11 protein-coding genes are annotated in these 14,133 nt (G+C 64.8%); 9 read left to right on the forward strand and 2 right to left on the reverse strand.

What is annotated here, in order from left to right; translation table 11 throughout:
• The first annotated feature begins 19 nt into the window (after positions 1 to 19).
• Entirely contained in the window at positions 20 to 2,299 is a 2,280-nt protein-coding gene (ptsP, locus tag BM019_RS19245) for a phosphoenolpyruvate--protein phosphotransferase (RefSeq protein ID WP_009046069.1), read from the forward strand.
• A gap of 72 nt (positions 2,300 to 2,371) precedes the next feature.
• On the opposite strand, the gene BM019_RS19250 is transcribed toward ptsP, so the two are convergent.
• A complete protein-coding gene (locus BM019_RS19250; protein ID WP_092419708.1) occupies positions 2,372 to 3,118 on the reverse strand; it encodes an NRDE family protein in 747 nt (248 codons plus the stop codon).
• Between the two features lie 123 nt (positions 3,119 to 3,241).
• On the opposite strand from BM019_RS19250, the gene BM019_RS19255 reads away from it, so the two are divergent.
• From BM019_RS19255 to BM019_RS19265, 3 genes are all read left to right on the forward strand, one after another.
• Positions 3,242 to 4,024: a sulfite exporter TauE/SafE family protein gene (locus BM019_RS19255; protein WP_053263017.1), complete on the forward strand. Its 783-nt coding sequence runs from the start codon at positions 3,242 to 3,244 to the stop codon at positions 4,022 to 4,024.
• A gap of 78 nt (positions 4,025 to 4,102) precedes the next feature.
• A complete protein-coding gene (gene lgt / locus BM019_RS19260) occupies positions 4,103 to 4,924 on the forward strand; it encodes a prolipoprotein diacylglyceryl transferase (RefSeq protein WP_009046066.1) in 822 nt (273 codons plus the stop codon).
• 47 nt (positions 4,925 to 4,971) lie between these two features.
• Positions 4,972 to 5,943, forward strand: coding sequence for a thymidylate synthase (locus BM019_RS19265; protein WP_007927352.1), 972 nt, complete (start codon positions 4,972 to 4,974; stop codon positions 5,941 to 5,943).
• 214 nt (positions 5,944 to 6,157) lie between these two features.
• On the opposite strand, the gene cadR is transcribed toward BM019_RS19265, so the two are convergent.
• Positions 6,158 to 6,607, reverse strand: a complete 450-nt coding sequence (gene cadR / locus BM019_RS19270; protein ID WP_007930346.1) for a Cd(II)/Pb(II)-responsive transcriptional regulator — start codon at positions 6,605 to 6,607, stop codon at positions 6,158 to 6,160.
• Between the two features lie 85 nt (positions 6,608 to 6,692).
• On the opposite strand from cadR, the gene BM019_RS19275 reads away from it, so the two are divergent.
• From BM019_RS19275 to BM019_RS19295, 5 genes are all read left to right on the forward strand, one after another.
• Positions 6,693 to 9,056: a heavy metal translocating P-type ATPase gene (locus BM019_RS19275; RefSeq protein ID WP_092419337.1), complete on the forward strand. Its 2,364-nt coding sequence runs from the start codon at positions 6,693 to 6,695 to the stop codon at positions 9,054 to 9,056.
• Positions 9,057 to 9,072: 16 nt separating this feature from the next.
• The gene (locus tag BM019_RS19280; protein ID WP_092419340.1) at positions 9,073 to 9,936 is read left to right on the forward strand and encodes a LysR family transcriptional regulator; all 864 of its coding nucleotides are present in this window, start codon (positions 9,073 to 9,075) and stop codon (positions 9,934 to 9,936) included.
• A gap of 288 nt (positions 9,937 to 10,224) precedes the next feature.
• Positions 10,225 to 11,301 carry a putative 2-aminoethylphosphonate ABC transporter ATP-binding protein gene (locus tag BM019_RS19285; RefSeq protein ID WP_092419343.1) on the forward strand — a complete coding sequence of 359 codons (1,077 nt, stop codon included), beginning with the start codon at positions 10,225 to 10,227 and terminating at the stop codon, positions 11,299 to 11,301.
• A gap of 1 nt (position 11,302) precedes the next feature.
• A complete protein-coding gene (locus tag BM019_RS19290; protein WP_092419346.1) occupies positions 11,303 to 13,027 on the forward strand; it encodes a putative 2-aminoethylphosphonate ABC transporter permease subunit in 1,725 nt (574 codons plus the stop codon).
• Positions 13,028 to 13,077: 50 nt separating this feature from the next.
• The gene (locus tag BM019_RS19295; RefSeq protein WP_092419349.1) at positions 13,078 to 14,103 is read left to right on the forward strand and encodes a putative 2-aminoethylphosphonate ABC transporter substrate-binding protein; all 1,026 of its coding nucleotides are present in this window, start codon (positions 13,078 to 13,080) and stop codon (positions 14,101 to 14,103) included.
• Positions 14,104 to 14,133: the final 30 nt, after the last annotated feature.

Genomic DNA, 14,133 nt, shown 5'->3' on the forward strand with positions numbered 1-14,133 from the left:
CGGAGTTCGACCCCGAGCCATGCTCAATACGCTGCGCAAGATCGTCCAGGAAGTTAACTCCGCCAAGGATCTCAAGGCGGCGTTGGGGATTATTGTGTTGCGCGTCAAAGAGGCCATGGGCAGCCAGGTCTGCTCGGTCTATCTGCTGGATCCGGAGACCAACCGTTTTGTCCTGATGGCCACCGAGGGCTTGAACAAGCGCTCGATCGGCAAGGTCAGCATGGCACCCAACGAAGGTCTGGTCGGCCTGGTCGGTACGCGCGAAGAACCGCTGAACCTCGAAAACGCCGCCGATCACCCGCGTTATCGCTACTTCGCCGAGACCGGCGAGGAGCGTTATGCCTCCTTCCTCGGTGCGCCGATCATTCACCACCGCCGGGTCGTCGGTGTCCTGGTCATCCAGCAAAAGGAGCGTCGTCAGTTCGACGAGGGCGAAGAAGCCTTCCTGGTGACCATGAGCGCCCAGCTGGCGGGCGTTATTGCCCATGCCGAAGCCACCGGTTCGATCCGTGGCCTGGGCCGCCAGGGCAAGGGCATCCAGGAAGCCAAGTTCGTCGGCGTGCCCGGCTCGCCTGGCGCGGCGGTCGGTACCGCGGTGGTCATGCTGCCGCCGGCCGACCTGGATGTGGTGCCTGACAAGAGCATTACCGACATCGACGCCGAGCTGGCGTTGTTCAAGACCGCCATCGAAGGCGTGCGTGCCGACATGCGCACCCTCTCGGAAAAACTCGCCACCCAGCTGCGTCCCGAAGAGCGGGCGCTGTTCGACGTCTACCTGATGATGCTCGACGATGCCTCCCTGGGCAGCGAAGTGACCACCGTGATCAAGACCGGCCAATGGGCCCAGGGCGCGTTGCGCCAGGTGGTCACCGATCACGTCAACCGTTTCGAGCTGATGGACGATGCCTACCTGCGCGAGCGGGCGTCGGACGTCAAGGACCTGGGCCGGCGCCTGCTGGCCTACCTGCAGGAAGAACGCCAGCAGACCCTGGTCTACCCCGACAACACCATCCTGGTCAGCGAAGAACTGACGCCGGCCATGCTCGGCGAGGTGCCCGAAGGCAAGCTGGTCGGCCTGGTCTCGGTATTGGGTTCGGGCAACTCCCACGTGGCGATCCTGGCCCGGGCCATGGGCATTCCGACGGTGATGGGCCTGGTCGACCTGCCGTACTCGAAAGTCGACGGCATCCAGATGATCGTCGACGGCTACCACGGCGAGGTCTACACCAACCCCAGCGATGTGCTGCGCAAGCAGTTCGCCGATGTGGTCGAGGAAGAGCGGCAACTGGCCCAGGGCCTGGATGCTCTGCGCGACCTGCCATGCGTGACCCTGGACGGCCACCGCATGCCGCTGTGGGTCAACACCGGCCTGCTGGCGGACGTGGCGCGGGCGCAGAAGCGTGGCGCCGAAGGCGTGGGTCTGTACCGCACCGAAGTGCCGTTCATGATCAACCAACGCTTCCCGAGCGAAAAGGAGCAGCTGGCGATCTATCGCGAGCAACTCGCGGCCTTCCACCCGCAACCGGTGACGATGCGCAGCCTGGACATTGGCGGCGACAAGTCACTGTCGTATTTCCCGATCAAGGAAGACAACCCCTTTCTCGGCTGGCGCGGCATTCGCGTCACCCTCGACCATCCCGAGATTTTCCTCGTCCAGACCCGCGCCATGCTCAAGGCCAGCGAAGGCCTGAACAACCTGCGCATCCTCCTGCCGATGATTTCCGGCACCCATGAGCTGGAAGAAGCGTTGCACCTGATCCACCGCGCCTGGGGCGAAGTGCGCGACGAAGGCACCGACGTGCCGATGCCGCCGATCGGGGTGATGATCGAGATCCCGGCCGCGGTGTACCAGACCAAGGAACTGGCGCGCCAGGTGGACTTCCTGTCGGTCGGCTCCAACGACCTGACCCAGTACCTGCTGGCCGTGGACCGCAACAACCCACGGGTGGCGGACCTCTACGACTACCTGCATCCGGCGGTGCTGCAAGCCTTGCAGACCGTGGTGCGCGACGCCCATGCCGAAGGCAAGCCGGTGAGTATCTGCGGCGAGATGGCCGGCGATCCGGCGGCGGCGGTGCTGTTGATGGCGATGGGCTTCGACAGCCTGTCGATGAACGCCACCAACCTGCCGAAAGTGAAGTGGATGCTGCGTCAGATCAATCTCAGCAAGGCCAAGGAATTGCTGGCCGAGCTGATGACCATCGACAACCCGCAAGTTATCCACAGCTCGCTGCAACTGGCGCTGAAGAACCTGGGCCTGGCGCGGATGATCAATCCGGCGTCGGCCAAGACCCTTTAATTTCCGTTGTTTCCATTGCAAACAAGCCCGCTCCTACAGCTGCAGGAGCGGGCTTGCTCGCGATAGCGTCCGCTAAATCCTCAGCTCTACTTCCCCCAGATGCCCGCCATAGGGCCCGAAGCTGCGCTCGACTATGTGCCTCGAACCATCGGCCCGGACGATCAGCGCCGTGCTGGCCCGCGTGCCGTAGCTGGGGCTGGCGATAAATACGCTCGACAGCAGGCTCTCGGTGGCCAGGCCGACCCCGGTATCGGGAAGGTCGGCAAACGGCGCGGTCTGCGCATCGCTGAGCAGGGCGAGCAGAGCCTGGGGCTGCGGGTCGTCCAGTACTTCCTGTAATGCTGCCTTGGCCTTGAGCAGCTTGGGCCAGGGCGTGTCGAGCCCGGCGTTCGACAGGCCGTACACGCCACTGTCCAGTTGCTGCGGCTCACGGGCCTGGGCGTTGTAGTGCCAGAGCTGATCGGGGGTACCCACCAGCAGGTTGAAGCCGGCATATTCCAGCGATCGGCCGACAACGTCGCTGAAATAGTCGTCTATCGACATCTTGCTGCTAAGAAAACGCGCCACCAGTTCGCCTCGGGAGCGGCGCGCGGGGGGCTGATGGGGATTGCGGATATTGGTCAGGGCGGCGAAGCGTCCGTCGGCGCCCAGGCCGAGCCAGGTGCCGCCCGCTTCCAGGTCGCGCCCGGCATAGATATCGGGGGCTTCGGGCCATTGCGCCAACGGCAGGCTGGGGCGGGCGTAGAACTCGTCACGGTTGGCCGCGACGATCAGGGGCAGGGCGTGGCCCGGCCGCCAGGCGAATACGATCAAGCACATCAGGTTGTCCCTTTTGTGTTTTTTGCTCACTTTACGCACAGAACGACTGGGTATCCATCGCCATCCAGTGGAGCCAAGGGCCGTGCATCCGTTACCATGCCGCTCTCTTTTCGGGGTGCCTCCATGGAATTTCTGCTCTATCTGCTGCTGGGGGCCTGCGCGGGCATATTGGCCGGTCTGTTTGGCGTAGGTGGCGGCATCATCATCGTTCCCGTGCTGGTGTTCAGCTTCACCCTGCAAGGTTTCGATCCGTCGATCCTGACCCACCTGGCCGTTGGCACGTCGCTGGCGACCATCATTTTTACCTCGGTCAACGCGGTTCGCGAACACCAGCGCAGGGGCGCGGTACGCTGGCCGATCTTTGCCTGGATGACCCTGGGCATCCTGCTCGGCGCCGGAGTCGGGGCGCTGACGGCCGAAGCGATTTCCGGGCCGAACCTGCAGAAAATCATCGGCGTCTTCGCCCTGGTGGTCGCCCTGCAGATGACCCTGGACCTGCGGCCCAAGGCCAGCCGCGACGTTCCCGGCAAGCTCGGGCTGACCCTGGCCGGCAGTGTGATCGGCTGGGCCTCGGCGATTTTCGGCATCGGCGGCGGCTCGCTGACCGTGCCGTTCCTGACCTGGCGCAGCGTGCCGATGCAGCAGGCGGTGGCCACGTCTTCGGCCTGCGGTTTGCCGATTGCCGTGGCCAGTGCAATAAGTTTCATGATTCTGGGCTGGCATGATCCGTTGCTGCCGGCCCATAGTCTGGGTTTTGTGTATTTGCCGGCGCTGCTGGGCATCGCCCTGACCAGCATGGTCTTTGCCCGGTTCGGCGCGCGCCTGGCCCATCGGCTGTCGGCGCGCCTGTTGAAGCGCTTGTTCGCCGGCCTGCTGTTTGTGGTCGGCCTGACGTTCCTGCTCTGACAGGTTCCGCAATCCTGGCTTAATCCGCGCGTGACATGGTCGCGGCGCAATCGAGTTTCACTCTAACGAGGAGTCGCAATGCTGCCTTACCCGCAGATCGACCCGGTGGCCCTGGCCATCGGTCCGCTGAAAATTCACTGGTACGGCCTGATGTACCTGATCGGCATCGGTGGCGCCTGGCTGCTGGCGTCGCGCCGGTTGAACCGCTTCGACCCGACCTGGACCAAGGAGAAGCTCTCCGACATGGTGTTCTGGATGTCGATGGGGGTCATTGTCGGCGGGCGCCTGGGCTATGTGCTGTTCTACGACCTGAGCGCCTACCTGGCCAACCCGACGCTGATCTTCGAGGTCTGGAAAGGCGGCATGTCGTTCCACGGCGGTTTCATCGGGGTGATGCTCGCGGCCTTGTGGTTCGGCAAGAAGAACGGCAAGTCGTTCTTCCAGCTGATGGACTTCGTCGCGCCAATGGTGCCGATCGGCCTGGGCGCCGGGCGCATCGGCAACTTCATCAACGCCGAGCTGTGGGGCAAGCCGACCGACCTGCCGTGGGCGATGATCTTCCCGCCGTTCAGCGACCCGGCCCAGCTGCCGCGCCATCCTTCGCAGCTGTATCAGTTCGCCCTGGAAGGTGTGGCGTTGTTCCTCATCCTCTGGCTGTTCTCGCGCAAACCCCGTCCAACCATGGCGGTTTCCGGGATGTTCGCCCTGTTTTACGGTATTTTCCGTTTTATCGTCGAGTTCGTCCGGGTCCCGGATGCGCAGTTGGGCTATCTGGCGTGGAACTGGCTGACCATGGGCCAGGTGCTGTGCCTGCCGATGATCGTTGGCGGCCTGTTCCTGATCTGGCTGGCCTATCACCGCGCTCCAGCGGCACCGGTGGCGAAAGACGCCGCGCTCTAATTCGGATCGCAGGGCGCGAGCCCTGCCTTCAAGGACACAGGTAATACATGAAGCAATATCTCGATCTGGTCGCCCACGTCATCAAGAACGGCACCAAGCAGGCCAACCGCACGGGCGTGAACACCATCAGCTTTCCCGGCGCGATGCTGCGTTACGACCTGAAAGACGGTTTCCCGGCGATCACCACCCGCAAGATGGCCTTCAAGTCGGCCATCGGCGAGATGTGCGGTTTCCTCCGTGGGGTGAACAACGCCGCCGAATTCCGTGCCCTGGGCTGCAAGGTCTGGGACCAGAACGCCAACGAAAACGCCCAGTGGCTGGCCAATCCCTTCCGCCAGGGCGAGGACGACCTGGGTGAGATCTACGGCGTGCAATGGCGCAAGTGGCCGGCGTACAAGCAGATCCCCCTGAGCAACCCGGCCGCCATCGAGCAGACCCTGAACCAGGGCTACCGGCAGATCGCCGAAGGCGAGGAAAACGGCCAGGCCTACGTGGTGCTGTACAAGGCCATCGACCAGGTGCGCCAGTGTGTGGATACCATCATCAAGGACCCGGGCAGCCGGCGCATCCTGTTCCACGGCTGGAACTGCGCCCAGCTGGATGAAATGGCCCTGCCGCCGTGCCACCTGCTGTACCAGTTCCACCCGAATGTCGAGACCCGGGAAATTTCCCTGACCCTCTACATCCGCTCCAACGACCTGGGCCTGGGCACGCCGTTCAACCTCACCGAAGGCGCCGCCCTGCTGAGCCTGATCGGTCGCCTGACCGGCTACACTCCGCGCTGGTTCACCTATTTCATCGGTGACGCCCACGTCTACGAAAACCACCTGGACATGCTCAACGAGCAGCTCAAGCGCGAGCCGTTCCCGATGCCGAAGCTGGTGATTTCCGAGCGTGTACCGGAGTTCGCCAAGACCGGCGTGTACCAGCCGGAGTGGCTGGAAAAGGTTGAGCCGAGCGACTTCTCGCTGGAAGGCTACGAGCACCACGCGCCGATGACCGCGCCGATGGCGGTCTGAGCGAGATACCCGGCGGCGGCTCCTGTAGCCGCTGCCGCAGGCTGCGATAAGGCCCGCAGGGCCTTCTAGCAATCCCGAAGACCACGCCCACACGTGGTCGATACGGGGCATCTGCCTCTCTGTAGGAGCGAGCTTGCTCGCGATAGTGCCCGCCTGAGTATCCAGCCTGGTGGCTGATCGCAAGCAAGTTCGCTCCTACAGGGGGTTGATGGTTTCAATGCCCGTGGCTACGGCCCACATGAGAGTCCTCGGCTTCGCTGGGCGCCACCGAGCCGCTGACTTCCAGGCGCTGCAAAATCCCGCACTGATCCAGGTCCGGCCCTTCGCTGCAGCGTTGGCGCAGGTCGAGCAGCTGTGTCTGCAAGGCCAGCAGCCCGTCGATCCGCGCCTTGACGTGGTGGATATGTTCGTCGATCAGCGCGTTCACGTTCTGGCACTGGTCCTGGGGGCTGTCGCGCAGGTTCAGCAGGCTGCGGATTTCCTCGAGGGTCATGTCCAGGCTGCGGCAGTTGCGGATGAAGGTCAGGCGTTCGGTGTGGGCCTGGGTATACAGACGGTAATTGCCCTCGCTGCGGGCCGGTTCCGGCAGCAGGCCTTCGCGCTCGTAGTAACGGATGGTTTCGACCTGACAGTCGGTCAGTTTCGCCAGCTCGCCAATTTTCATCGCGACAATCTCCGAAAGGGTGCTTGACCCTATAGTGGCTACAGGGTGTTCACTTGGCAACAGGCACCTTTTCGGACGCGACCTTATGAGCGATTCCCTGCACACCCACGGCAAGCCCGGCGCTGACTCCAAGCATGCTGGCCACGATCACGATCACGATCACGATCACGGCGCAAAACTGCATCCGCTGAAAAAACACGACCATGCTGGCCACGGCGCTTCCTGCTGCTCGTCGCCGTCGCTGGTCCAGTTGAGCGAGCCCCAGGCCGCCAGCCATGGCGATTCCTGCTGTTCGTCGGCCGCCGCGCCATCGCGGGTTGTGCTCAGCGCGGCGTCGAGCGCCAATGCGCGCCTGAGCAGCTTTCGCATCGAGGCCATGGACTGCCCGACCGAGCAGACGCTGATCCAGAACAGGCTGGGCAAGCTGGCGGGCGTGCAGCAACTGGAGTTCAACCTGATCAACCGGGTGCTGGGCGTGACCCACGACCTGCAGGACGTCGCCCCGATCATCGCCGCCATCAAGTCCCTGGGCATGGAGGCCGAGCCCATTGGCCTGGGCGGCGAGTCCGATGCCCCGGCCGTGGCGCAGGTGAAAAAGCACTGGTGGCCGCTGGCGCTGTCCGGCGTCGGTGCGCTGGCCGCGGAAGTGATCCACTTCACCAGCGTCGCGCCGACCTGGGTGGTGGCGGTGATCGCCCTGGTATCGATCCTCAGTGGTGGCCTCGGCACTTACAAGAAGGGCTGGATCGCCCTGAAGAACCGCAACCTCAACATCAACGCCTTGATGAGCATCGCCGTGACCGGCGCGGTGCTGATCGGCCAATGGCCGGAGGCGGCGATGGTGATGTTCCTGTTCACCGTGGCCGAGTTGATCGAGGCCCGGTCCCTGGACCGCGCGCGCAATGCCATCAGTGGCCTGATGCAGATGACCCCGGAACGGGTCACGGTGCAGGAGGCGGACGGTAGTTGGGTCGAACGGGAAGCGAAAAGCATCGAGCTGGGCGCGTTGGTACGGGTACGTCCGGGTGAACGCATCGGCCTCGACGGCGAGGTGGTGGCCGGCAGCTCGACCATCGACCAGGCACCGATCACCGGCGAAAGCCTGCCGGTGGAAAAGACCCTGGGCGACAAGGTCTTCGCCGGCACTATCAATCAGGCCGGCTCGCTGGAGTACAAGGTGACCGCGGTGGCCAACAACTCGACCCTGGCGCGGATCATCCATGCCGTGGAACAAGCCCAGGGCGCGCGCGCGCCGACCCAGCGCTTCGTCGACAGCTTCTCGAAAATCTACACCCCCGCGGTGTTTGCCTTCGCCCTGGCCGTGGCGGTGATTCCACCGCTGTTCATGGGCGCCGCCTGGTTCGACTGGATCTACCGCGCCCTGGTGCTGCTGGTGGTGGCGTGCCCCTGCGCGCTGGTGATTTCCACTCCGGTGACCATCGTCAGCGGCCTGGCCGCGGCGGCGCGCAAAGGCATCCTGATCAAGGGCGGGGTCTACCTGGAGGGCGGTTACAAGCTCGACTACCTGGCGCTGGACAAGACCGGCACCATCACCCACGGCAAGCCGGTGCAGACCGATTTCCTGTCCCTCGACCCGCTGGCGGACAGCAGCGCCCCGGCCATCGCCGCCAGCCTGGCGTCCCGTTCCGACCACCCGGTGTCCCTGGCCATCGCCAATGCGGCTGTGGATAAGCAGCTGAGCCTGCACCTTGTGGATAACTTCCAAGCCCTGGCCGGTCGGGGTGTGCGTGGCGAAATCAACGGCCAGCTCTACCACCTGGGCAATCACCGCCTGGTGGAGGAACTGGGGCTGTGCTCGCCGGAGCTGGAAGAGAAGCTGTTCGCCCTGGAGAAACAGGGCAAGACCGTGGTGCTGTTGCTCGACAGCGTCGGCCCCCTGGCCCTGTTCGCCGTGGCGGACACGGTCAAGGAGTCCAGCCGCGAAGCGATCCGGCAGTTGCACGAGCTGGGTATCAAGACCCTGATGCTGACCGGCGACAACCCGCACACCGCCGAAGCCATCGCCGCCCAGGTGGGCATCGATCAGGCCCGCGGCGACCTGCTGCCCACCGACAAGCTGCAAGCCATCGAAGACCTGTACGCCCAAGGGCACCGGGTCGGCATGGTCGGCGACGGCATCAACGACGCCCCGGCCCTGGCCCGCGCGGAGATCGGTTTCGCCATGGCCGCGGCAGGCACCGACACCGCCATCGAGACCGCCGATGTCGCCTTGATGGACGACGATCTGCGCAAGATTCCGGCCTTTGTCCGGCTGTCCCGCCAGACCTCGAACATCCTCGTGCAAAATATCGCCCTGGCCCTGGTCATCAAGGCGATCTTTCTTGGGGTAACCTTCTTCGGGTTGGCCACCATGTGGATGGCCGTGTTCGCCGACATGGGCGTCAGCCTGTTGGTGGTCTTCAACGGTTTGCGCCTGTTGCGCAAATAGACGATGAGAGGACGCAGTGCTGAGTGCCGAGCTGAAGGCGTTTTACCTGGTGGCCCGCCTGGGCAGCATCACCCTGGCGGCGAAAAAGCTCGGCCTGAGCCAGCCCACGGTGACCACCCAGATCCGTCATCTGGAAAGCCAGTATGCGGTCGAGCTGTTCTACCGCGGCGGCCGCCGCCTCAGTGTCAGCGAAGAGGGCGCCCGGCTGCTGCCGATGGTCAAGGCGCTGTTGCAGCAGGAAGCCGATATCGAGTTTTTCCTGCGCAATAGCGGCCAGCTGCAAGGCACCCTGCGGATTGCCGCCACGGCGCCGTATTACATCCTCGATCTGGTGAAGACCTTCCGGGAGCGCCTGCCCCAGGTGGAAGTGTCGGTGGAAATCGGCAACTCGCAGCAGGTCCTGGAATCGCTGGAGGAATACCGGGTCGACATTGCCGCGTCCTCGCAGCTGCTGGAAGATTCGCGCTTGATTCGCCGGGTGCTCGGCAGCGACCCGCTGGTGCTGGCGGTGCACCGCAATCATCCGTTGGCGGCCCTCGATCACGTGCCCTTGAACGCCCTGGCCGGGCATACCCTGCTGATGCGCGAGCCGGGCTCCACCACCCGGCGCCTGACCGAAGAATTGCTCGACAGCGCCCAGGTCAGCTTCGGGCCGCTGCTGGAGATCGGCAGCCGCGAATCGATCCGCGAGGCGGTGTTGCGCAATATCGGCATCAGCATCATTGCCCGTCAGGAAGTTCCGCACGATCCGCAGCTGCGGGTGCTGACCATCGAGAACGCGCCGCAGATCGCCGAATACCTGTACTGCCTCAAGGAGCGCAAGGGCGCGCGTCTGCCGGCGGCCTTCCTCGGGTTGGCGCAGGAAATGGCGCCGGCCTGAACCCTGCTCCTTGTAGCCGCTGCCGAGCGCAGCGAGGCTGCGAACGGGTGCGCAGCGCCCGCAAAAGGCGCCCTGCGGTTACCTCGCCAGATCGCGTTGTCGGACCTGCGGTTGCTGCGCAACCGTTCGCAGCCTCGCAGCCTCGCGGGCTCGGCAGCGGCTACAAGGCTCTGCGTTCTCTTGAACCCAAATCCGCCAATACCACTATCGGCAGCTTTTGCCTCACTGCCACAGTAACTACGCATTCGCGCCCTAGGATGGCCTGCATCTGCTTGATGAGGTCCGTCCATGAACCACCCGATCGCAACTGCCCTGAGCAACCCCGGCGCACCGATGAAAGTGCGCGGCATGCAGAAACGCTTTGGCGCTTTCACCGCGCTGGATAACGTCTCCCTGGACGTGACAGCCGGCGAGCTGGTGTGCCTGCTCGGTCCGTCGGGCTGCGGCAAGACCACCTTGCTGCGCTGCATCGCCGGTCTCGAGCGCCAGGACCGGGGCGAGTTGTACCTGGGCAGCCGCGACGTCTCGCACCTGGCGCCCCAGGCCCGGGACTACGGCATTCTGTTCCAGTCCTATGCGCTGTTCCCCAACCTCAGCGTCGAAGCCAACATTGCCTATGGCCTGGCCGGCAGCGGCCGCGACGAAGTGCGCAAGCGCGTAGCGCAGATGCTGGAACTGGTGGGCCTGACCGGCAGCGAAAAGAAATACCCCGGCCAGCTGTCGGGCGGCCAGCAGCAGCGGGTGGCCCTGGCGCGCGCCCTGGCCCCGGCGCCTTCGTTGTTGTTGCTGGATGAACCGATGTCGGCGCTGGATGCGCGGGTGCGCGAGCACCTGTGCACCGAACTGCGCCAACTGCAGCGGCGCCTGGGCATCACCACCCTGATGGTCACCCACAACCAGGATGAGGCCATGTTGATGGCCGACCGCATCGCGGTGATGAACAACGGCAAGGTCGAGCAATACGCCACGCCGCAGGAAATCTACGATCGCCCGGCCACCCCGTTCGTTGCCGAATTCGTCGGCCAGGGCAACTGGCTGCCGTTCCGCCGCAGCAGCGACAGCCACGCCCAGGTCGGCGGGATGAACCTGCGGCTGGCGGCCGACTCCGGCAAGGCCGCCTCGGGCCGCTTGTTCTGCCGCCCGGAGGCGATCAGCGTCAACCCGCCGGTGCACGAGGAAAACCTGTTCCCGGCCAAGGTCCGGGAGATCACCTTCCTCGGCAACCGCTGCCGCATGAGTTTCGAACTCAACCAATTGCCCGGCCATCCGCTGCTGGCCGAACTGGCCCCGGAAGCCATGCCGCGCCTCGGTGTCCAGGACATCTGGGTCGCCTTGCCACCGCGCAGCCTGCAGGTGTTTGCCTGAGATGGCCGTTGAACTGACCCTGCCGCTACCCGCAAAACGGGCGCGCCAGGCGGCCCGTGCGCAAATCGGCGACCGTATCTTCGTGCTCGGCGGCAAGCTGGTGCTGCTGGTGCTGCTGGGCCTGGCGGTGTTGCTGCCGTTGCTGGCGATCTTCTGGCGCGGCTTCAGCGGCGAAGCCGGGCAGGGCGGTGGCCTGGTCGCCGCCCGTGAACTGGTGACCAGCGCCAACTTCCACTGGCTGCTGGGCAACAGCCTGAAAGTCTCCCTCAGCGTCGCCGCCATCGTGGTGCCGCTGGCCTACCTGTTCGCCTATGCCCTGCAACGCACGCTGATTCCCGGCAAGGCGATCTGGCGCGGCCTGTCGTTGCTGCCGCTGATGGCGCCGTCGATGCTGCCGGGGATCGCCCTGGTCTATCTGTTCGGCAACCAGGGCCTGCTCCGTGGCCTGCTCTCGGACAATATCTACGGCTTCTGGGGCATCGTCCTCGGCGAGGTGATCTACACCTTTCCCCACGCCCTGATGATCCTGCTGTCGGCCCTGTCCCTGGCCGATGCGCGGCTGTTCGATGCCGCGTCGAGCATGGGCGCCAGCCCGGCCAGGGCCTTTGGCAGCATCACCTGGCCGGCCACCCGGCAGGCGGTGTTCGCCGCGTTCTGCCTGGTGTTCACCCTGACCATCACCGATTTCGGCGTGCCGGTGGTGGTCGGTGGCGACTATCAGGTCCTGGCGCTGGAAGCCTACAAGGCGGTGGTCGGCCAGCAACAGTTCGGCCGTGGCGCCTTGATCGGCATGGTGCTGTTGCTGCCGGCGCTGTTCAGCTTCGGTGTCGATGCCTGGCTGCGCCGTCGCCATGGCGATTCCATGAGCGGCCGCGCCCAGGTGTTCCAGCCGGCGCCTTCCCGGCTGCGGGACGGCTGCTACCTGGCGATTGTCCTGCTGATCTGCGCGGCGCTGCTGCTGGTGTTCGGCATGGCGGTGTTCTCGTCGCTGGTGAAGTTCTGGCCCTATAACCTGTCGCTGTCGCTCAATCACTACCAGTTCAACGACACCGCCGGTGGCGGCTGGCTGGCCTACCGCAACAGCCTGACCATGGCCCTGTGCACGGCGCTGATCGGCAGCGCGCTGATCTTCACCGGCGCCTACCTGATGGAGAAGACCCACGCCCAGCGCGGCCTCAACCTGGCGCTGCGCATGCTCAGCTTCGTGCCGATGGCTGTGCCGGGCCTGGTGCTGGGCCTGGGTTACGTCTTCTTCTTCAACCTCAGCGGCAACCCGCTGCATGTGTTCTACGGCAGCATGACCCTGCTGGTGGTGTGCACCATCGCCCACTACCTGACCACCGCGCAGATGACCGCCACCACCGCGCTGCGTCAGCTCGATGCCGAGTTCGAGGCCGCCGCGCTGTCGCTCAAGGCCCCGCTGTACCGCCATTACCTGCGGGTCACCGTGCCGATCTGCCTGCCGGCGCTGCTGGACATCCTGCGCTACCTGTTCGTCTCGGCCATGACCACCGTCTCGGCGGCGATCTTCCTCTACAGCCCCGACACCATCCTCGCGGCGGTGGCGGTGCTGAATATGGACGACGCCGGCAACGTCGGCGGCGCGGCCGCCATGTCGACCCTGATCCTCTTGACCTCGGCGGGCGTGTCGCTGCTCCTGGCCTGGGCTTCGCGCGGTTTGCTGCGCCGCTCCCAGGCCTGGAGGCAGAGCGCGCCCGGTCACTGACTCTGCCCAACCCCCACTAACAAGCCCCCACTCCAGAAAGGAACCGCACCATGTTCAAGCCCCTGGCTGTTGCCGCTGCTGTCCTCACTGCCTTCAGCATGAACGCCTTTGCCGCGAAGACCGAACTGACGGTCTATACCGCCCTCGAAGCCGAACAGCTCAAGAGCTACAAGCAAGCCTTCGAAGCCGCCAACCCGGATGTGGAAATCAAATGGGTGCGCGATTCCACCGGGATCATCACCGCCAAGCTGCTGGCGGAAAAAGCCCGGCCGCAGGCGGACGCGGTGTGGGGCCTGGCCGCTTCCAGCCTGGCGATTCTCGATCAGCAGGGCATGCTGCAAAGCTATGCGCCGAAGGATCTGGGCAAGATCGGCGGCAACTACCGCGACGCCGCCAACCCGCCGGCCTGGGTCGGCATGGACGTTTGGGCCGCGACCATCTGCTTCAACACCGTCGAGGCACAAAAGCAGGGCCTGACCAAGCCGGTGAGCTGGCAGGACCTGACCAAGCCTGAGTACAAGGGCAAGATCGTCATGCCCAACCCGGCCTCGTCCGGCACCGGCTTCCTCGACGTCAGCGCCTGGTTGCAGACCTTTGGCGAGAAGCAGGGCTGGCAGTACATGGACGAGCTGCACCAGAACATCGGCCAGTACGTTCACTCCGGTTCCAAGCCGTGCAAGCTGGCGGCGGCCGGCGAATTCCCGATCGGCATCTCCTTCGAATACCCGGCCGTGCAGCTCAAGCGCCAGGGCGCGCCGCTGGACATCGTGCTGCCCAAGGAAGGCCTGGGCTGGGAAATCGAAGCCACCGCGGTGATCAAGGGCACCCCTCATGAAGACGCGGCGAAGAAGCTCGCCGACTTCTCCGCTAGCCCCGCGGCCATGGAGCTGTACAAGGAAAACTTCGCCGTCCTGGCCCAGCCGGGGATCGCCAAGCCGCAGACCGAGCTGCCGGCCGACTACGAGCAGCGCCTGATCAAGAACGACTTCGCCTGGGCCTCGAAGAACCGCGACCAGATCCTCGCCGAGTGGCGCAAGCGGTATGACGGCAAGTCCGAGAAGGTCGCCGCCCAGTAACCAATAGACCGCTATCGCGAGCAAGCGAGC

Origin of the sequence: Pseudomonas sp. NFPP07, from assembly GCF_900115645.1 — a bacterium.
Classification (GTDB): Bacteria; Pseudomonadota; Gammaproteobacteria; order Pseudomonadales; family Pseudomonadaceae; genus Aquipseudomonas; species Aquipseudomonas chlororaphis.